The sequence below is a fragment of the Bounagaea algeriensis genome (assembly GCF_054491375.1).
In genome coordinates this window covers 4,382,316-4,401,288 of the sequence record NZ_CM137102.1, presented here as the reverse complement: position 1 = coordinate 4,401,288, position 18,973 = coordinate 4,382,316, and the positions used below count along the sequence as shown (strand labels likewise).

Below are 18,973 nucleotides of genomic sequence, written 5' to 3'. Positions count from 1 at the left end.
TTCGTGCGCGTGGTGGCACAGGCATTCGCTGTCGGGTTGTGAGGGAACACGGCCCGGCTGGGGTGGTGTTTCTGGGTGTTTGAGAAGTGGATAGTGGGTGTGAACATCCTGTCGTGGTGTTGTTGGTTGTGGTCCTTCGTGGTGGTAAGTTGTGAAGGGCGTACGGTGGATGCCTTGGCACCAGGAGTTGTTGAAGGACGTGGGTGGCTGCGATAAGCCTGGGTGAGTTGCCGACCGAGCTGTGATCCCAGGGTGTCCGAACGGGTGAACCTGGCCGGAGTGTTGTCCGGTCGCTGCTGTCTGAATGTATAGGGCAGTGGGTGGTAACGCGGGGAACTGAAACATCTCAGTACCTGCAGGAGGAGAAAGCAAGAGCGATTCCCTGAGTAGTGGCGAGCGGAAGGGGAAGAGGCTAAACCGGGTGCGTGGGAGAGTCGGCAGGCGTTGCGTGTCCGGGGTTGTTGGGACGGCTTGTTCCGGGGCTGCCGCTCCGGGGGATGGAAGCGTGGCTAGCCGAAGGCGTTGGAAGGCGCTGGCGGAGTGGGTGAGACCCCCGTAGGTGAAAGTTGTCGTGGAAGTCTGGGTTGTTCCCGAGTAGCACGGTGCCCGTGGAATTCCGTGTGAATCTGCCAGGCCCACCTGGTAAGCCTAAATACTCCCTGGTGACCGATAGTGGATCAGTACCGTGAGGGAATGGTGAAAAGTACCCCGGGAGGGGAGTGAAAGAGTTCCTGAAACCGTGCGCCTACAAGCCGTCAGAGCACCGGTTGGGGTGTGATGGCGTGCCTTTTGAAGAATGAGCCTGCGAGTTAGTGGTGCGTGGCGAGGTTAACCCGTGTGTGGGGTAGCCGCAGCGAAAGCGAGTCTGCAGAGGGCGGTGGAGTCGCGTGCTCTGGACCCGAAACCGAGTGATCTTCCCGTGGTCAGGGTGAAGCCCGGGTAATACCGGGTGGAGGCCCGAACCTACCAGGGTTGCAAACCTGGAGGATGAGCTGCGGGCAGGGGTGAAAGGCCAATCAAACTCGGTGATAGCTGGTTCTCCCCGAAATGCATTTAGGTGCAGCGTTGCGTGGTTCCTGGGTGGGGTAGTGCGCTGGTTGGTCGAGGGGCCCGGTGGGTTACCGAGATCAGCTAAACGGTGAATACGCCTGGGTTTCAGCGTGGCAGTGAGTCTGTGGGGGAAAAGCTCCATGGTCGAGAGGGAAACAGCCCAGATCGTCGGCTAAGGCCCCGAAGTGTGTGCTGAGTGGGAAAGGATGTGGGGTCGCTGGGACAGCCAGGAGGTTGGCTTAGAAGCAGCCATCCTTGAAAGAGTGCGTAATAGCTCACTGGTTAAGCGACTTTGCGCCGAAAATTCAGCGGGGCTGGAAAGCACACCGCCGAAGCCGCGACAAGCAGCCCCCTGGTGGGGGGTTGTTTGGGTAGGGGAGCGTTCCGGTGACGGTGAAGCATGCCGGGTAACCGGGTGTGGAGGAGCCGGAAGTGAGAATGCAGGCATGAGTAGTGTTTGAGGAGTGAGAATCTCCTCCGCCGGATGGCCAAGGGTTCCAGGGGAAGGTTGATCCGCCCTGGGTGAGTCGGATCCTAAGGCGAGGCCGACAGGCGTAGTCGAAGGGCAACGGGTTGATAGTCCCGTACCTGCCGGCGCTGATCCGCCCGGCATCGTGGTGGTGGTGTCATCGTTCGTGCGGCGTGTGGCCTTTGGGCTGCGCGTCGTGGCGGGCCGTGGCGCCGCGCTGGGTGTGCGGGCCCGCGATGGGGGGACGCAGAAGGGTAGTCCAGCCCGGCCGGTGGTTGTGCCGGGGTAAGGGTGTAGGGCGGTGTACAGGCAAATCCGTGCACCGGGTGCCTGAGACCTGATGCCGAGCCTGAGTGGCGAAGTGGGTGAGCCCATGCTGTCTCGAAAAGCCTCTAGCGGACGCGTCGGTGGTCCGTACCCGAAACCGACACTGGTGGCCAGGTAGAGTATACCGAGGCGAGCGAGCGAACCGTGGTTAAGGAATTCGGCAAATTGTCCCCGTAACTTCGGGAGATGGGGAGCCGGTTGGCGTGTACGCCCGTGGCGGCGGAAGCGCGGGCCGGCCGCAGTGACGAGGCCTGATCGACTGTTTACTAAAAACACAGGTCCATGCGAAGCGTGGTTGCGAAGTATATGGACTGACGCCTGCCCGGTGCCGGAACGTTAAGGGGAGGGGTGAGCCCCCGTGGGGGGCGAGGCTCTGAACCGAAGCGCCGGTAAACGGCGGTGGTAACTATAACCATCCTAAGGTAGCGAAATTCCTTGTCGGGTAAGTTCCGACCCGCACGAATGGCGTAACGAATCGGGCGCTGTCTCGACCACGGACTCGACGAAATTGCACGACGAGTTAAGATGCTCGTTTCGCGCGGCAGGACGGAAAGACCCCGGGACCTTTACTGCAGCTTGGCATTGGTGTGTGGTGCGGCTTGTGTAGGATAGGTGGGAGACGGTGATGCGGGCACGCCAGTGTGCGCGGAGTCGTTGGTGAAATACCACTCTGGCCGTTCCGGGCATCTAACCTAGGTCCGTGATCCGGATTGGGGACAGTGCCTGGTGGGTAGTTTAACTGGGGCGGTTGCCTCCCAAAGAGTAACGGAGGCGCACAAAGGTCCCCTCAGCTTGGTTGGGAATCAGGTGGTGAGTGCAAGGGCACAAGGGGGCTTGACTGTGAGACTGACGGGTCGAGCAGGTGCGAAAGCAGGTCTTAGTGATCCGGCACTTCCAGGTGGCTGGGGTGTCGCTCAACGGATAAAAGGTACCCCGGGGATAACAGGCTAATCATGCCCGAGAGTCCGTATCGACGGCATGGTTTGGCACCTCGATGTCGGCTCGTCGCATCCTGGGGCTGTAGTGGGTCCCAAGGGTTGGGCTGTTCGCCCATTAAAGCGGCACGCGAGCTGGGTTTAGAACGTCGTGAGACAGTTCGGTCCCTATCCGCCGCGCGCGGAGGACACTTGCGAGGAGCTGTCCCTAGTACGAGAGGACCGGGACGGACGGACCTCTGGTGTGCCAGTTGTCCCGCCAGGGGCACGGCTGGTTAGCTACGTTCGGTACGGATAACCGCTGAAAGCATCTAAGCGGGAAGCCAGCCTCAAGATGAGGTGTCCCGCCCCATGTGGGTTAAGGCCTCCAGGAGATGACTGGGTGGATAGGCCGGTGGTGCACGCTCGGTAACGAGTTCAGCCGACCGGTACTAAACGGCCGAGCGGCTTACCCCCCTTTTTTGCGGGGACACAATCCTCGAGCATCACGGGCGCGCCAGCCAGTGCTGGTGGTGGGGTGTTCACACCTGCTGATCGGCTTCTCAACCACCCACCCCCCACCCCGGTGCGGGTGTGGGGGGTTTGTGAGTTGTCGGTGGCCATAGCGGGAGGGGTAGGCCCGGATCCCATACCGAACCCGGTAGCGAAGTCTCCCAGCGCTGATGGTACTGCACCCGGTGGGGTGTGGGAGAGTAAGTCGCCGCCGACACACACCCAAAAAAGGAGGAAGAGCGGGGCACGGGGTGACCACACCCCCGTGCCCCGCTCCTTCCCATTTCACACCCCCCGCCGCGGCAAACCGCCCGCCGCGGCGCGGGATGCCCCTCCCCCGTTACTTTCTTTGTGGTCCCCGTTCCGGGGTTGCGAGGGGGTGCTACCGGCCACGCGGTCGCAGCGCCACACCGGTCCCGGGCAGAACAACGCCCGCCCGGGACGGCCGGTCGCGGGTCAGCCCCCGATCCTGCCTCCGCCCTCGCGCACGACAGTGACCACCGCGGGACGCGGCCGGGAATCGCCACCATCGGGCCAGTGCGAGGAAGGCTCGTCCGGTTCCTCCGAGTCCTCACCCGGATGTTGCACGCAGGCGAGCACGAAGTGCTCCCGGATCACCGGCCCGCAGGTCTCGGCTCCGACGGGAACTGTGAGGAACTGCTTGGTCAGACCGCGGTGGGACCCGCCGAGGGCGACGCCGAACAGCCCGTCGTTCGAGCCGAGCTCGTTGCCGTCGGTGGAGATCCACAGGTTGCCGTAGGGGTCGAAGGCCACGTTGTCCGGGCACGAGATCGGGCTGACGCGGGCCTTGTCGAATCCGCCGAAGTACGTGCTCGGGTCCTCGGGATCGCCGCAGACGAGCAGCAGCCGCCAAGCGAACCGCGTCCCGGTCGGTTCACCGTCGATTTCCAGCACGTGACCGTGCTTGTTGCCGGTGCGCGGATTCGCCTCGTCCGGCCCGGCGTGCCCTTCGGTCCCGCGGTTGCTGTTGTTCGTCAGCGCGCAGTAGACGCGTCCGTTGTGCGGGTTCGGTTCGATGTCCTCGGGGCGGTCCATCTTGGTCGCGTTCACCGCGTCCGCGGCCATGCGGGTGAAGACGTAGACCTCTTCGGCGGTGAAGCCGGGCACGTGCGACTCGTTGCCGGTGGCCAGCGGGAGCCAGGTGCCGGTGCCGTCGAATTCGCCGTCGGCGGGCAGCTTTCCGGAACCGTCGATTTCGGACTCGGGGCTGTCGCCGGTGAACCGGCCGACGTAGAGCGTGCCCTCGTCGAGCAGCCCCATGTTGTGCCGCCGGGCGTGCCCGCTGTTGCCGTGCTTCACGCGGGCCTTGGAAACGAACTTGTAGATGTACTCGAACCGCTCGTCATCGCCGGAGTACGCGACGACGCGCCCGTCCGCGCCGATCTGGATGCTGGCGCTCTCGTGTTTGAACCGGCCGAGCGCGGTGTGCTTGACGGGGGTGGAGTCCGGATCGTGCGGGTCGATTTCGACGATCCAGCCGAAGCGGTTGGGTTCGTTCGGTTCCGCGCGCACGTCCCAGCGCTGGTCGAAGCGTTCCCATTTGCGTTCGCTGGCGCCGGTTCCGATGCCGTAGCGTTCGAGGCGTTCGCGCCGCTCGGGGTCGTCGACCGCGTCGGCGTGGGCGAAGTACTGGTGGATGTTCTCCTCGCCGGAGAGGATCGTTCCCCACGGGGTTTTGCTTCCCGCGCAGTTGTTCTGCGTGCCGCGGACCTTGGTGCCGCTCGGGTCGGCGCTGGTGCGCAGGTGTTCGCTGCCGGCGGCGGGGCCGCGCAGCTCGAATTCGGTGTTGAGCGTGATCCGGCGGTTGTGGCGGCTCGCGACCGGGCGCAGTCCGCCGCTGCCGTCGTCCTCGACGGCGAGGACGGAAAGCCCGTGCGCCGCCCAGGAGATCCGCACTTGCTGCTCGGTGGGGTTGTCCTCGTCGTAGGAGGGGAACATGTGCGGTTCGGTGGTGTACTCGTGGTTGACCACGAGCAGCTGCTGGCCGCCGACCTCGACGATCTCGGCGAAGTCGTTGTTGTAGCCGAACTGCTTCTCCTGGGCCTCGGGGGTCTGGCCGTGGAAGTCGAACTCGGGCGCGTCGGCCAGGACCGGGTCGCCCCAGCGGATCACGACGTTCTGCCGGTGCTCGGCGGGGATGGTGACCGCGTCGCGCTGGTTCGGCGCGACCGGTTGGAAGCGCAGTCCCATCGGTTCGGGGCCGGCCGGGGCTGCGGTGGCCGCAGTTTCGGCGGCCGGGGCGGCTCGGGCCGTGCTGCCGAGCACTGCCGTGCCGCCGGCGCCGAGGGCGATGACGCCGGCGCCGCGCAGCGCGCCGCGGCGACTGACGACGGTGTCGACGACCTCGCCGAAGTAGGGGTTCTCGGAGGTGTTGGGGGCTTCGTGGGCGCACTGGTCACCGCAGCGGTACCGGCACGTCGTGGCGGAGCGCTTGGCGGAGAAGTGCGGCAGCAGGGGAAGCGGGATACCTCGGCCCGTGGCGGGCTGCTTTTCGGTGGACAACGGACCTCCACGCGTTTCGTCGGGAACCGGCGCGGACGATAGGCGCGCGGACCGAGTTGCGGAGGACGCCGAGGTGAACGGCGTACGAACGTGGTCCGCCGATTCGGTACCGGTCGTGTGTATCGGCGCACATGTTCGCACACGTTCGGGTGAAAATGTGCGGTTTCGGATAAATCCGTCAGAGTTCCTCGCCGACGAACGCGGCTTCGGCGGGCACCTGTTTCTCGTCGGCCTGCTGGCTGCGCAGCTCGAACGCGATCAGCACCGCGGCGATCACGCACATGATGACGCCGACGGTGTACGGCGCGCGTTGCGAGCCGAACCAGGTGGCGATGTGTCCGACGAGGGTGGCCGCGGCGGCGCCGCCGAGCCAGCGGCAGAAGTTGTACCCGGCGCTGGCCACGGGCCGCGGTGCGTTGCTGACGCTCATGGCGGAACCGGTGAACAGGGTGTTCAGCAGGCCGGAGGCGATGCCGCTGAGGATGATGGCGATGACGACCACGGGCCGCGGTCCGAGGGCCATGATGCCGAGCAGGACGGCGTAGAGGAGCACGGCGAGCAGCGTGGCGCCGACTTCGCCGAGGCGGGCGGCCAGTCGCGGTGCGAGGAAGACGCCGGCGATGGCGACGCACAGGCCCCAGCCGAAGAAGACGAGTCCGACCGCGATCGCGCCGTACTGCAGGACGAAGGGCGACCAGGCGAGCACGATGAAGAACGAGGCGGTGTAGAACGCTGATCCGAGCGAGGTGCGCAGCAGCCCGGAGTGCCGCAGGGCGCGCAGCGGGTCGAGCACGCTGATGGGGGCGCGTTCGCGGCGCGGCCCGTCCTTCGGCAGGAACGCGGCGGCGAGGACCAGTCCGATCGCCATGAGCGCGCACGTGCCGGCGAAGGGGCCGCGCCAGGAGATGTTGCCGAGCAGCGCGCCGAGCAGGGGGCCGGCGGACATGCCGAGGCCGAGCGCCGCTTCGTAGAGCAGGACGGCGGCCTGTTGTCCGCCGCTGGCCGCACCGACGATCACGGACAGGGCGGTGGCGATGAAGAAGGCGTTGCCCAGGCCCCAGACGGCGCGCAGGGCGATGAGCTGGCCGATCGTGCCGGCGAGTGCGCACAGCAGGGTGGCGACGACGATGAGGGCCAGTCCGGTGACGACGGTGCGTTTCGGTCCGTACCGGGAGCTGAACGCGCCGGTGACGAGCATCGCCACGACCTGCACGCCCAGGTAGGAGGAGAACAGCAGGGGGACTTGTTCCGCGCCCGCGTTCAGCGCGTCGGCGATGGACAGCATGATCGGGTCGACGAGCCCGATCCCGGCGAACGCGATCACGGCTGCGAACGCGGTGATCCAGACGGCCTTGGGCTGGCCTTTGAACATGTCGAGCAGTCGCGTGCTGTGCTCGCCGCTCATCGGGGTTGCTCCTTGCGGGGAAGGGACCGAAAACGAAAACTAGTTCGTTATGCTAACTTTTTATTCGGAGCGGAACAAACCCGAGTGACTCGGCTCTCAGCGCTTCGGCCGGGCATCGATGCGGGTCAGCACGCCGGCACACGTGAAAGGGGTGCCGCCCCGGGCGGGACGGCACCCCTCGATGCGCGGTGCGAGCGCAGCGGGCAGGTCGATCAGAACGCCGCTTCGTCCAACTCCATCAGCGAGTTGTCGGCGGCCTCCACGACCTTGCGGCGCGCGGTGAGCTCGGGCAGCACGTTCTTGGCGAAGAACCGCGCGGAGGCGATCTTGCCCTGGTAGAACGGCGTGTCCTTCGCCGAGGCGCCGTTGTCCAGCGCGCGCTGGGCCACTTCGGCGTGGCGCAGCAGCAGCCAACCGAGCAGCACATCGCCCATGGACATGAGCAGGGTGACCGCGTGCTGGCCGACCTTGTAGACCTCGCCGGTGTCCTCCTGCGCGGAGGTCAGGTAGCCGATCAGCGCCCCGAGCATGCCCTGGGCGTCGTCCAGCGCGGTGCCGAGCAGGTGCCGCTCCTCGGCGAACGCGTCGTTGTCGCCGCTGGCCCGCAGCGACTGCTGGATCTGCTCGGCGATCTGGCCGACCGCCGCGCCGTTGTCCTTGACGATCTTGCGGAAGAAGAAGTCCTGCGCCTGGATCGCCGTGGTGCCCTCGTAGAGGCTGTCGATCTTCGCGTCGCGGATGTACTGCTCGATCGGGTAGTCCTGCAGGTACCCGGATCCGCCGAGGGTCTGCAGCGACAGCGTGAGCATCTCGTAGGCGCGTTCGGAGCCGACGCCCTTGACGAGCGGCAGCAGCAGGTCGTTGATCGCGTCGGCGGTGCCGGTGTCCTCGCCGGCGTGCTCGGCCTGGGCGACTGCGTCCTGGTAGGTGGCGGTGTAGAGGTACAGCGCCCGCAGCGCCTCCGCGTAGGACTTCTGCAGCATGAGGATGCGCCGCACGTCGGGGTGCTGCGTGATGTTCACCCGGTCAGCGGTCTTGTCGGTCGCGCGGGTCAGGTCCGCGCCCTGCACGCGCTCCTTGGCGTACTCGAGGGCGTTGAGGTAGCCGGTGGACAGCGTGCCGATGGCCTTGGTGCCGACCATCATCCGCGCGTACTCGATGACCTGGAACATCTGCGCGATGCCCTGGTGCACCTCGCCGAGCAGCCAGCCCTTGGCCGGCAGGTCGTGCTGGCCGAAGGTGAGCTCGCACGTCGCGGAGACGTTCAGCCCCATCTTGTGCTCGACGTTGGTGACGTAGGCGCCGTTGCGGGTGCCGGGCTCGCCGGTGTTCGAGTCGAACAGGTACTTCGGCACGAGGAACAGGCTCAGGCCCTTCGTGCCCGGCTTTGCTTCGACGCCGGCCCCTTCGGGGCGGGCCAGCACCAGGTGCATGATGTTCTCCGTCATGTCCTGGTCGGCGGAGGTGATGAAGCGCTTGACGCCCTCGAGGTGCCAGCTGCCGTCCTCCTGCTCGACCGCCTTGGTGCGCCCGGCGCCGACGTCCGAGCCGGCGTCCGGCTCGGTGAGCACCATGGTCGCGCCCCAGCCGCGGTCGATCATGAGCTGGGCCCAGCGCTGCTGCTCCTCGGTGCCGTTGCGGTGCAGGATCGTGGCGAAGTTCGGGCCGGCCATGTACATGAAGATGGCCGGGTTGGATCCGAGGAGGAGTTCGGCGGCGGCCCACTGCACCGAGGGCGGGATGCCGTAGCCGCCGAGTTCGTCCGGCAGGCTCAACCGCCACCACTCGCCGTCGTTGACCTGCTGGTAGCTCTTCTTGAACGACTCCGGCAGCGTCACCGAGCCGGTGGCTGGGTCGAACGCGGCGCCGGTCCGGTCGCCCTCCTCGAAGGACTCCGCGAGCGGTCCGGTGGCGAGCGTGTTCAGTTCCGCCAGCACGCCCCGCACCGTGTCCTCGTCGGACTGTTCGAAGGCGCCCTTGCCGAGTCGTTCGTGCACCTGGAACACCTCGAACAGGTTGAATTCGAGGTCGCGGATGTTGCTCTTGTAGTGCCCCATGGAAGGCTCCCTCTCGCACGTGCGTGGGCGGACCGGGCTCGCCGCAGACTCTTACTCGTGGGTAACAAAAGGGTATTACTTGGCAGTAACCGTTGCCAAGGCGGTGTCGGTGAACATCGCTGTGCGCGTGTGCCCAGTGCGGATGCCCGCCCCGGTGAACTCGTCACCCGGTCGAAGGGACCGCAGGCCTTCGCGCCGCGCGAGCCGCTGCGAGCTGTGCTGTCGTTTTGCTCGTGCCCCACCGCGCGACTGGTGCGGCAGAAGCGAGCGAAAGGCGAGGCGGATGGCCAGATCCGGCCGACCTGGACGGGGCGTGCTGCTGGCGATCACGGCGATCCTGATCGCGGGAACCGGTCTCGCAGCGCCGCACGCCTCCGAGGACCGCCGCTCCGAGCGCACCGCGAGCGCCGAAGCGGGCCAGCAGGGCCCGGGGGCGGGCTCGCGCGGCACCGAACCGGACCGGCGCAGCACCGGCAACCCCCTCTACTTCGTCCACGGCTACGAGCCGAACGGCGCCGTGGACTGCGGCGAGTACTGGGGTGACGCGCGGCGGGAGTTCCACGAGCAGGGATGGCGCGGCCCGCTGCGCACCATCGGCTTCTACGCGGGCGACACGAACTGCGACGTCACCGTCGGTGCGGACCTGCAGGTCTCCACCGACACCAGCATCACGCGCATCGCGGCCACGTTCGCGCGGCACGTCCACCGCACGCACACCCGCGCGGGCGAGCCGGTCGACATCGTCGCCCACTCGATGGGCGGGATCATCGCGCGTGTGGCGCTGCTCGGAGCTGCCCAGGGCTGGCCGGGGTATCCGAACGGAAAGCTGCGGGTGGGGACGGTGACCACCCTCGGCACGCCGCACGGCGGACTGGCCTGCGACCTGCGCCCGGAGTTCTGCGTGGACGACCAGCTCCGCCAGCAGGCGCCCGGCTCCGATCTCGTCGAGGTGCTGCACGCCCGCCCCAACCACCTCGACCGCCCGTGGGCGCGGGACACGCAGTGGCACTTCATCGGCACCGAGGAGGACGGGCTCATCGAGACCGACTCGGCGGTGCACGAGGGATTCCCCGCCGACGGCAGGTACCGGTACCTGCGCGGCGGTGACGTGCCGCTGACGCACACCGCGGTGCACACGGCCCGCGAGGGGAGCTACCGCGCGCTCGTGGAGCAACCCGGCCACGCCGCGCGGCTGCGCGAATCCGCACCGCCGCCGCTGACCAGTGCCTTCCGCGTGGCCGCCGGCACGACGGCGCCGCCGGACGCGTGGTCCGCGTTCACCGCGATGCGCGATCCGCTGGGCACGCCGCGCCGCGATCCGGCGCACCCCGAGCCCATCTCGGCCGCCCCGCCCGGGTAGGCAAGGCCCGGTAGGCAGGGCCCGGGTAGGCAGGGATCCGCGGGGGACAGGGCTGCACGGGTTCGCGCACCGGATGCCGGTGCAGGGTGCGCATTTCGCCCGCAGCGCGCACCCTGGACAAAAGAGGCCTGGTGAGGCCTGTACTCGGGGACGCGGCAGGGGGCATGATCACCCGTATGACGGAACTTGCCGACGATCCGACCAGGCGCTCGGAGGACGCGGCGCTGCACCTGCCGAGCGTGGCCCGCATGAGCGACTACATGCTCGGCGGCTCGGCGAACTTCGCGGTCGACCGGGAGGCCGTCGACGAGCTGAGCGAACTCGTGCCGGATCGCGCCTGCTTCATCCAGGCGGCCCGGTCGTTCCTGGCCAGGGCGGTGCGGCACCTGGTCCGCGAGGAGGGCATCGACCAGTTCCTCGACCTCGGGTCCGGCGTGCCCACCGTGGGCAACGTGCACGAGACCGCGCAGCGGCACGCCCCGCACGCGCGCGTCGCCTACGTCGACGTCGAACCGCTCGCCGTGCACCACGCCCGGCGCCTGCTCGGCGACGGCGTGGAACGGGTGACCGTCACCTGCGCGGATCTGTGCGATCCCGGCGCCGTGTTCGACGCGCCCGGGGTGCGCGACCTGATCGACTTCACCCGGCCGGTGGCGGTGCTCGCGGTCGAGGCGCTCTCGTTCGTGGCCGAGGATGATCGGGTGCACCGCGTGCTCGACGCCTACCGCGGGGCCACGGTGCCCGGCAGCTTCCTGGCGATCAGCCACATGTGCCCCATCGGCTGGACCGAGGAGCAGCTCGCCGCGATGGTGGCCGTCTCCGAGCGGGCCGCCGCACCGGGGCGGGGGCGCACGCCTGCCGAGATCCGTGCGCTGCTGCCCGGCTATTCCCTGGTGGAACCGGGGCTCGTTCCGGCACCGTCCTGGCGTCCCGAGCGGGCGCCGAGCGAGGCGGAGCTCCGCAGCAGCAACTGCTACGTCGCACTCGGCCGCCGCGAGGCCCGGTGAGCTGCTGCGGCCTGCTTTTCCCGCTCCCAGCGGCGCTCGGTGGCGACGAGAACGGCGATGTGCACGGCGCTGCTGAAGGCGAGCACGCCGAGCTCCGCGGCCAGCGGCCCGTCCCAGAGCAGGTTCGTGACGGTCAGCGCAGCGAAGAAGGCCAGGAATCCGGCGATGCGCCACCGCCACCACCAGCGGGGGCGGCGCTCGAACGGCCAGACCGTGCGCTTCATCGCCGCCAGGTTACGGATGCTGGCCGGGAGCTCACATCGAACGTACGGTTTTCTGTACCGGACAGGGAGGTGAGGTACGTGCGGACCATGTCGTACTCCGAGTCGCGTGCGCACTACGCGGAGACCCTCGACTCGGTGGTCAACGACCGCGAAGAGGTGGTGATCACGCGTGCTGGTCACGAGCCGGTGGTCATGGTTTCCTTGGACGACTACGAAGCCTTGAAGGAAACGGCGTACCTGTTGCGCAGCCCGGAGAACGCTCGCCGTCTGCTGGGCTCGATCGACCGCTTGGAGAACGAGGGCGGCATCGAGCGGGACCTCGACGAATGAAGTTGGTCTGGGACGAGAACGCGTGGGACGACTACGTGTGGTGGCAAACCCAGGACCGACCGCAAGGTGCTCAAGCGGATCAACGCGCTCATCAAGGACGTCGAACGCAACGGCAACGAGGGGATCGGCAAACCCGAGCCGCTGAAACACGGCTTCCAGGGATATTGGTCTCGCCGGATCACCGACGAACACCGGCTCGTCTACAAGCTCACCGAGACCGAGATCCGCATCGCCGCCTGCCGCTACCACTACGGCAAGTAGGAAACCCGGCCGCACATGCACGAGGGCCTCCCCGGCGGAGCGGGCAGGCCCTCGCTGCACTGCGCCAGCGCATCAGTACCAGCGCTGCTGGAGCGGATGACGGGAATCGAACCCGCATTCTCAGCTTGGGAAGCTGATGTTCTGACCATTGAACTACATCCGCACGTCCTGCAGCTGCACGAGCTGCGGATGGTCGAACTAGCTGCTCGAGCTAGCGCTGTTGTGGACCACAGCCACGATCACAGCCACGACTGCACCTGCTGCGGCCACATCCAAGCTAACACGGCGGCGGCCGAAGATCCGCTGGGGGCCCCGGATACGCTACTCGTGTGTTGTTGAGCGACCAAGACCTGCGCAAGGAGATCGATGCGGGCCGTCTGGAGCTGGATCCGTTCGAGGCCGCGCTGATCCAACCGTCCAGCATCGACGTCCGCCTGGACCGGTTCTTCCGCGTCTTCGCCAACACGAAGTACACGCACATCGATCCGTCGCGCCAGCAGGACGAGCTCACTTCGCTGGTGGAACACACCGACGATGCCCCGTTCGTGCTGCACCCGGGTGAGTTCGTGCTCGGCTCCACGTTCGAGGCGGTGCGGCTGCCCACGGATCTCGCCGGGCGCCTGGAGGGCAAGTCCTCGCTCGGCCGGCTGGGGCTGCTGACGCATTCCACCGCGGGCTTCATCGACCCCGGCTTCAGCGGGCACATCACGCTGGAGCTGTCGAACGTGGCGAACCTGCCGATCTCGTTGTGGTCGGGGATGAAGATCGGCCAGCTGTGCCTGTTCCGCCTGTCCAGCCCGGCGGCGGCGCCGTACGGATCGCGGGAGGCCGGTTCGCGCTACCAGGGGCAGCGCGGGCCGACCCCGTCGCGGGCGTACCTGAACTTCCAGCAGGTCGACACGCGTCGCTGAGCATCCGCGCAGCGGCCGCAGCCGTGCCGTTCACAGGCCGCTCGCAGCTGGGCCGCTCGCAGGCCGCTCGCAGCTGGGCCGCTCGCAGGCCGCTCGCAGCTGGGCCGCACACGTACGGCGACCACGGCATGCCCACTGCCCCGGCTGTCACGATGAAATATCGACGCAACGTGACGGAGGGGGCTATCTATCGCTGTTTCCTGCCTCGAAAGGGTGAGTGATAAGTCTCACCAGTGGCGGGGGAAGTTCAGAGGTGGTTCAGACATTAAATTGTGCGGGCCCGCCGCACTGAAACGATCCCGCAACGGGGCGGATCGGCGAACGGGTTGAAGGAGGGCTCGTTGTCCATCACCAAATCGGGTGCCTCAGGCGCCGGGACCGAGCACCTGGGGCACGTGTTCACGATCGCCGGGGTGGCGGCCCTCGGCGGTTTTCTGTTCGGTTACGACACTTCGGTCATCAACGGCGGCGTTGAAGCGATCCAGAGCCACTTCGAGGTCAGCGCCGCCGTCACCGGGTTCACCGTCGCCGCGGCCCTCATCGGCTCGGCCGTCGGCGCGGGCATCGGCGGGGGGTTGGCCGACCGCATCGGCCGCATCCGAGTGATGCAACTGGCCGCCGCGCTGTTCATGATCAGCGGCATCGGCTCCGCCCTGCCGTTCACCGTGTGGGATCTCGCGACATGGCGGGTGGTCGGCGGCATCGCCGTCGGCATCGCCTCCGTGATCGGGCCGGCCTACATCTCCGAGGTGGCCCCGCCGAAGTACCGGGGACGTCTCACCTCGTTGCAGCAGCTCGCGATCGTGCTCGGCATCGCCGTGTCGCAGCTGGTCAACTACGGAATCGCCGCGCTGGCCGGCGGCAGCGCCTCCGGCGTGCTCGGCCCGATCGAAGCTTGGCAGTGGATGCTCGGCGTCGAGGTCGTGCCCGCGCTGGTCTACCTGGTGCTGGCGTCGCTGATCCCCGAATCGCCGCGCTACCTCGTGCGGGCCGGCAAGCGGCAGCGGGCCCGCGACGTGCTGTCCTCGATCGAGGCCGGCGATCCGGACGCCAAGGTCGACGAGATCGCCGAGGCCCTCGGCAACGAGCGCAAGACGCGGCTGAGCGACCTGCGCGGGCGCGCCGGGCTGCTGCCGATCGTGTGGATCGGTATGGCGATCGCCGCGCTGCAGCAGTTCGTCGGCATCAACGTGATCTTCTACTACTCCGCGTCGCTGTGGCAGTCCGTCGGCATCGACGAGAGCAGCTCGCTGCTGCTGGCGCTGATGCAGTCGATCGTGAACATCGTCGGCACGTTGGTGGCGATCGCGTTCATCGACAAGATCGGACGCAAACCGCTGCTGGTGATCGGCTCGCTCGGCATGACCGTGACGCTCGCGCTCACCGGGTATGCGTTCACCCACGCCCAGGTCCTCGGCGACGACGCGAACATGCCGGCGGCGTGGGGCGCGACCGCGCTCGTGGCCAGCAGCCTGTTCGTGTTCTTCTTCGCCAGCTCGTGGGGCGTGGTGATGTGGGTGCTGCTCGGCGAGATGTTCCCCGTGCGCATCCGCGCGGCCGCGCTGGCGCTGGCCACGGCGACGAACTGGATCGCGAACTGGCTGATCACCGTGTCCTTCCCGAGCATGCGGGACTGGAGCCTGCCGGTGACGTACTACCTGTACGCGGTCTTCGCGCTCGTGTCGACCTTCTTCGTCGTGCGCTACCTGAAGGAAACCAAGGGGCGCACGTTGGAGGAGATGAGCGGCTGATTCGCGCATCGAGCCGACCCGCGCGTGCGGGGTTCCCGGAGCCGGGCGCCCCGCACGTGGCGGACGGCCCACCCAGCACGCCCCGCGGTGCCGTCGCGCTCCGGCCGAGCACCGCAGCCCGGACGCTGACGGCACCGGTGCTCCGCTGGATCAGCCGGTGCTCCGGTCGGTCGACTTGCTGCCGGCGCAGCAGCAGCTTTGCACCCACCCATCGAGCCCGGGGGTCATGCCTCACCACCGGCGACCCGGCGACCGTGCCGGCTGCTGGCTGAACCGGCACGGCCTGAACCGTCCGCACTCCCGGGCGTACCGACGGTCTACGACCACGGCTACCCGCACCTGCCGGTTAAGATTCCGTGAGCCCGCGGCCGTTGGTGGTCAGCCACTGGGCCACCGCGGTGAGCTTCAGGTTGGTCTCCTGCGAGCTGCGCACCAGCATCCGGAAGGCCTGCTCGGCGTCGAGGTCGAAGCGTTCCATGAGCACGCCCTTGGCCTGACCGATGAGATCCCGCGTGTTCAGGGCCTGGTGCAGCTGGCCCACGTGCCGGGCCTCGCCCAAGGCGGCAGCGGCCTGCAGCGCGAACAGCTCGCCCACCGTGCGCGACTCGGCCGTGAAACTGCCCGCCGCGGTCGCGTAGAGGTTCAGCGCCCCCAGCGTGCTCGCGCGCGTGAACAGCTGAAACGACAACATGCTGCCCACACCGGCCTCGACCGCCTGCGGTGCGAACCGCGGCCACCGCGCGGCCGCGGCGGCCACGTCGGCGACCGAGACCGTGTGCTCATCCCACAACGCGGTCACGCACGGGCCCTCCCGATACCGCACCTGCAGCTGATCGACCTCGGCGATCGCGGTGTCGCTGACCGCCTGCGAGGTGACGCTGCCATCCCCGTGCAACAGCGAGATCCCGGCCTGCTCGGCACCGGGAACCGTCTCGGCCGCCGCGGCCACGATCGACGAGATCGTCTCGGCCTCCGATCCCTGCTGTGCACTGCCGACCTGCTGCGCCGCCGCCCGCAGGATCTCCACCAGCTCCGGGAGGCTGGCCTCCTTCTCACCCCACGTCATCACCGACCTCGCTCACCGTCTCCGCTCCCGACCCGCACGGTCTGCCCCGGCCCGCACGCTGCTGCACAAGCCGCACGCTACTGCCCCGATGGTGTCACCGGTGCTGGCCGGTGGCGAGGTCCGATGCGGGGCCGGCCCGGTGCCCGTGCCCGCCCCGAAGACGGCGAACCGCCGCGGGCGCTCACTGCTCCGCGCTGTTGCCGGTGACCGCCCCGTCGGCAGCACCGTCGGCAGCGGCCGCCCCGCCGGCCGGGGCGGTGCCCCCGACCTGCCCCGCGTCCTGCTCGTCGCCGCGGCGGACGGCTTGCAGCAGCAGCTGGGCGACGTCGGTGACCTGCACGTCCTCGGAGGCGACCTGTTCGTTCTGGCGCGCCGTGAGGCCGTCGCCGAGCATCACCTTGCAGAACGGGCAGCCGGTTGCGATCTTCGTCGACGCGGTGCCCAGGGCCTCGTCCACGCGTTCGTGGCTGATTTGCTTGCCGGTGCGCTCCTCCATCCACATGCGGGCCCCGCCGGCGCCGCAGCACATGGCGCGGTCGGCGTGCCGGGGCATCTCCTGGAAGTTGGCGCCGGTGGCGGCGACCAGCTCCCGCGGCGGGGTGTAGACCTTGTTGTGCCGGCCGATGTAGCAGGGGTCGTGGTAGGTGACGTCCTCGGCGACCGGGGCCACCGGCACCAGCCGCTTCTCCCGCACGAGCCGGTTGAGCAGCTGCGTGTGGTGCACGACCTCGTAGTCACCGCCGAGCTGGCCGTACTCGTTGGCGAGGCTGTTGAAGCAGTGCGCGCAGGTGACCACGATCTTGCGCTTGCTCGGCTCGCGGCCTTCGAACACCGAGTTGAGCGTTTCCACGTTCTGCTCGGCCAGCATCTGGAAGACGAACTCGTTGCCCGCCCGGCGCGCCGGGTCCCCGGTGCAGGTCTCGTCCGGGCCGAGCACCACGTAGCCCACCCCGGCGCGGTGCAGCAGTTCGGCCACCGCCTGGGTGGTCTTCTTCGCCCGGTCCTCGAACGCGCCGGCGCAACCCACCCAGAACAGGTACTCCGCGTCCTCGGGCAGTTCGCCGTCGAAGACGGGCACCTCGAAGTCCAGGTCCTGGGTCCAGTCCAGCCGGTCCTTGGCGTTCTGGCCCCACGGGTTGCCCTTGTTCTCCAGGTTCTTGAACATCCCGCCGAGCTCGGAGGGGAAGTTCGACTCGATCATCACCTGGTAGCGGCGCATGTCGACGATGTGGTCGACGTGCTCGATGTCCACCGGGCACTGCTCCACGCAGGCGCCGCAGGCGGTGCAGGCCCACAGCACCTCGGGGTCGATGACGCCGGCTTCCTCCGGCCCGCCGACCAGCGGGCGCTCGGACTCGGCCAGCGCCAGCGCGTCCACGCCCGCCATGCGCTGCTCGGCGTTCTCACCGGTGATGCCGACCTCGTCACCGGCCATGTCCTTCTTGCCGCCGGCCTGCAGGTAGGGAGCCTTGGCGTAGGCGTGGTCGCGCAGCGCCGTGATCATCAACTTCGGCGACAGCGGCTTGCCGGTGTTCCACGCCGGGCACTGGTCCTGGCACCGGCCGCACTCGGTGCAGGTGGTGAAGTCCAGCCAGCCCTTCCAGGAGAAGTCCTCGACCTGGCCGGCGCCGAACACGTCCTCATCCGGGTCGGCCTGTTCGAAGTCCAGCTCCTTGCCGCCGGACATCATCGGCTTGAGCGCGCCCAGGGCGACGTCGCCGTCGTCCTCGCGCTTGAAGTAGATGTTGAAGAACGCCGTGAACCGGTGCCACGCGACGCCCATGGTGATGTTGGCCGCGATGACGATCAGCCAGATCATCGCCGAGAGGATCTTGAACGCGGCGAAGACCGTGATCGCAGCCGTGCTCGCCGGCAGCGCCGCGCCGAGCAGCGTGGTCACCGGTGCCGACCACACCGGGGCGTGCAGCAGCTCCGAGGACTCCTTGAACGCGCGCAGCCCCATGATTCCCACGCCCTCGAGGACCACGACGGCCTCGACGAAGTAGGCCTGCCAGAAGTTCGAGCCGGCGAACCGGGAGACCCGCCCGGCACGGCGCGGGTGGTTGATCTGGCGCACCCCGATGAGCCACAGCCCACCGAGCACGGTGGTCAAGCCCAGGATCTCCACGACGAGGTTCCACGGCCCGAACGAGCCCAACCACGGGAACTCGAAGGCGGGGTCGAACACCTCGAAGTAGGCCTCGAGCACGGTCACGCTCAGGCCGATGAACCCGAGCATGACGAACCAGTGCGCCACCCCGACGTGCCCCCGTTTGAGCATGCGGGTGTGAGCCAGGAACTCCTTGACCATGGTTGCCAGCCGCGCCCCGACCGGGCCCTTGCGCGTCGGATCCGGCTGGCCGAGCCGGATGGACTTGACCATCCGGATCACCGTCCTGGCGATCATGACGGCCGCGACCGCGGTCACGGCGAGACAGATCAGGCCCAGGACGAGCTGTAGCGCACCCATGCTCGCGGCCTCCTGTTCAGCAGTTGTTGTCGCGTTCGTGGTCAGTCGCGGAGTCGGGAACTCGCGCATTCGGGGAGCGTACGTGTTGTTACTGGATGGTAACCAGTGTGGGCGAGCGCGTGTTGGACGGGAATTGTGCGCGACGACGCTCGCCGCGACCAAGTGCCGCGGCGGGCCGTCCGACCACCCGGTCGGTCCCGCAGCCGCTGCGGTGTTCGGCGGCGACGCGGGCGCCGGCCCGATCCTGCCTGGGTAGTGCGGTCCTCGCGCGCATTTCCGTCCGAGCGTGCACGCCCGGAATCGCACCTCGTGCGATTTTCGCCACTCTCAGTGTG

At 68.0% G+C, this 18,973-nt stretch carries 11 protein-coding genes, 1 tRNA gene, 2 rRNA genes and 1 pseudogene; 8 read left to right on the top strand and 7 right to left on the bottom strand.

Annotated features, from left to right (window positions below; all coding sequences use genetic code 11):
• Positions 1 to 142: 142 nt before the first annotated feature.
• Both ACVGV2_RS20125 and rrf read left to right on the top strand, forming a co-directional pair.
• Positions 143 to 3,237, top strand: a 23S ribosomal RNA gene (locus ACVGV2_RS20125).
• 135 nt (positions 3,238 to 3,372) lie between these two features.
• Positions 3,373 to 3,490: ribosomal RNA gene (rrf, locus tag ACVGV2_RS20120) — 5S ribosomal RNA — on the top strand.
• A 239-nt stretch (positions 3,491 to 3,729) separates the two neighbouring features.
• On the opposite strand, the gene ACVGV2_RS20115 is transcribed toward rrf, so the two are convergent.
• The 3 genes from ACVGV2_RS20115 to ACVGV2_RS20105 form a co-directional block, all read right to left on the bottom strand.
• On the bottom strand, positions 3,730 to 5,796 hold the full coding sequence (locus tag ACVGV2_RS20115; RefSeq protein WP_459163902.1) for a PhoX family protein: 2,067 nt from the start codon (positions 5,794 to 5,796) through the stop codon (positions 3,730 to 3,732).
• A gap of 178 nt (positions 5,797 to 5,974) precedes the next feature.
• Positions 5,975 to 7,201 (bottom strand): MFS transporter, encoded by a 1,227-nt coding sequence (locus ACVGV2_RS20110; RefSeq protein WP_459163901.1) that lies wholly within the window; start codon positions 7,199 to 7,201, stop codon positions 5,975 to 5,977.
• Between the two features lie 212 nt (positions 7,202 to 7,413).
• Complete coding sequence (locus tag ACVGV2_RS20105) at positions 7,414 to 9,258, bottom strand: acyl-CoA dehydrogenase (RefSeq protein ID WP_459163900.1); 1,845 nt, start codon at positions 9,256 to 9,258, stop codon at positions 7,414 to 7,416.
• A gap of 283 nt (positions 9,259 to 9,541) precedes the next feature.
• On the opposite strand from ACVGV2_RS20105, the gene ACVGV2_RS20100 reads away from it, so the two are divergent.
• Positions 9,542 to 10,618 (top strand): esterase/lipase family protein, encoded by a 1,077-nt coding sequence (locus ACVGV2_RS20100; RefSeq protein WP_459163899.1) that lies wholly within the window; start codon positions 9,542 to 9,544, stop codon positions 10,616 to 10,618.
• 176 nt (positions 10,619 to 10,794) lie between these two features.
• Positions 10,795 to 11,625: an SAM-dependent methyltransferase gene (locus ACVGV2_RS20095; protein WP_459163898.1), complete on the top strand. Its 831-nt coding sequence runs from the start codon at positions 10,795 to 10,797 to the stop codon at positions 11,623 to 11,625.
• On the opposite strand, the gene ACVGV2_RS20090 is transcribed toward ACVGV2_RS20095, so the two are convergent.
• Positions 11,592 to 11,849, bottom strand: coding sequence for a hypothetical protein (locus tag ACVGV2_RS20090; protein WP_459163897.1), 258 nt, complete (start codon positions 11,847 to 11,849; stop codon positions 11,592 to 11,594). The genes ACVGV2_RS20095 and ACVGV2_RS20090 overlap by 34 nt on opposite strands.
• Before the next feature lie 78 nt (positions 11,850 to 11,927).
• On the opposite strand from ACVGV2_RS20090, the gene ACVGV2_RS20085 reads away from it, so the two are divergent.
• The gene (locus ACVGV2_RS20085; RefSeq protein ID WP_459163896.1) at positions 11,928 to 12,179 is read left to right on the top strand and encodes a type II toxin-antitoxin system Phd/YefM family antitoxin; all 252 of its coding nucleotides are present in this window, start codon (positions 11,928 to 11,930) and stop codon (positions 12,177 to 12,179) included.
• Positions 12,176 to 12,440, top strand: a pseudogene (locus ACVGV2_RS20080) (Txe/YoeB family addiction module toxin). Before ACVGV2_RS20085 ends, ACVGV2_RS20080 begins: the two are co-directional and overlap by 4 nt.
• An 88-nt stretch (positions 12,441 to 12,528) precedes the next feature.
• Here ACVGV2_RS20080 and ACVGV2_RS20075 read toward each other — a convergent pair.
• Positions 12,529 to 12,603: transfer RNA gene (locus tag ACVGV2_RS20075), tRNA-Gly, on the bottom strand.
• A gap of 166 nt (positions 12,604 to 12,769) precedes the next feature.
• Between ACVGV2_RS20075 and dcd the strand changes: the two genes are divergently transcribed.
• The gene (gene dcd, locus ACVGV2_RS20070; RefSeq protein WP_459163895.1) at positions 12,770 to 13,351 is read left to right on the top strand and encodes a dCTP deaminase; all 582 of its coding nucleotides are present in this window, start codon (positions 12,770 to 12,772) and stop codon (positions 13,349 to 13,351) included.
• A gap of 341 nt (positions 13,352 to 13,692) precedes the next feature.
• On the top strand, positions 13,693 to 15,102 hold the full coding sequence (locus tag ACVGV2_RS20065; RefSeq protein ID WP_459163894.1) for a sugar porter family MFS transporter: 1,410 nt from the start codon (positions 13,693 to 13,695) through the stop codon (positions 15,100 to 15,102).
• A 346-nt stretch (positions 15,103 to 15,448) separates the two neighbouring features.
• On the opposite strand, the gene ACVGV2_RS20060 is transcribed toward ACVGV2_RS20065, so the two are convergent.
• Together ACVGV2_RS20060 and ACVGV2_RS20055 are read right to left on the bottom strand one after the other, a co-directional pair.
• Complete coding sequence (locus ACVGV2_RS20060; RefSeq protein ID WP_459163893.1) at positions 15,449 to 16,168, bottom strand: GAF and ANTAR domain-containing protein; 720 nt, start codon at positions 16,166 to 16,168, stop codon at positions 15,449 to 15,451.
• A 181-nt stretch (positions 16,169 to 16,349) separates the two neighbouring features.
• Positions 16,350 to 18,638 (bottom strand): (Fe-S)-binding protein, encoded by a 2,289-nt coding sequence (locus tag ACVGV2_RS20055; protein ID WP_459166068.1) that lies wholly within the window; start codon positions 18,636 to 18,638, stop codon positions 16,350 to 16,352.
• Positions 18,639 to 18,973 lie beyond the last annotated feature (335 nt).

Bases quoted from the DNA above. Each gene is read 5' to 3' on its own strand.
- ACVGV2_RS20095 (WP_459163898.1), top strand. From the start codon at position 10,795: ATGACGGAACTTGCCGACGATCCGACCAGGCGCTCGGAGGACGCGGCG.
- ACVGV2_RS20060 (WP_459163893.1), bottom strand. From the start codon at position 16,168: ATGACGTGGGGTGAGAAGGAGGCCAGCCTCCCGGAGCTGGTGGAGATC.
- ACVGV2_RS20110 (WP_459163901.1), bottom strand. From the start codon at position 7,201: ATGAGCGGCGAGCACAGCACGCGACTGCTCGACATGTTCAAAGGCCAG.
- ACVGV2_RS20105 (WP_459163900.1), bottom strand. From the start codon at position 9,258: ATGGGGCACTACAAGAGCAACATCCGCGACCTCGAATTCAACCTGTTC.
- ACVGV2_RS20055 (WP_459166068.1), bottom strand. From the start codon at position 18,638: ATGGGTGCGCTACAGCTCGTCCTGGGCCTGATCTGTCTCGCCGTGACC.
- ACVGV2_RS20090 (WP_459163897.1), bottom strand. From the start codon at position 11,849: ATGAAGCGCACGGTCTGGCCGTTCGAGCGCCGCCCCCGCTGGTGGTGG.
- ACVGV2_RS20100 (WP_459163899.1), top strand. From the start codon at position 9,542: ATGGCCAGATCCGGCCGACCTGGACGGGGCGTGCTGCTGGCGATCACG.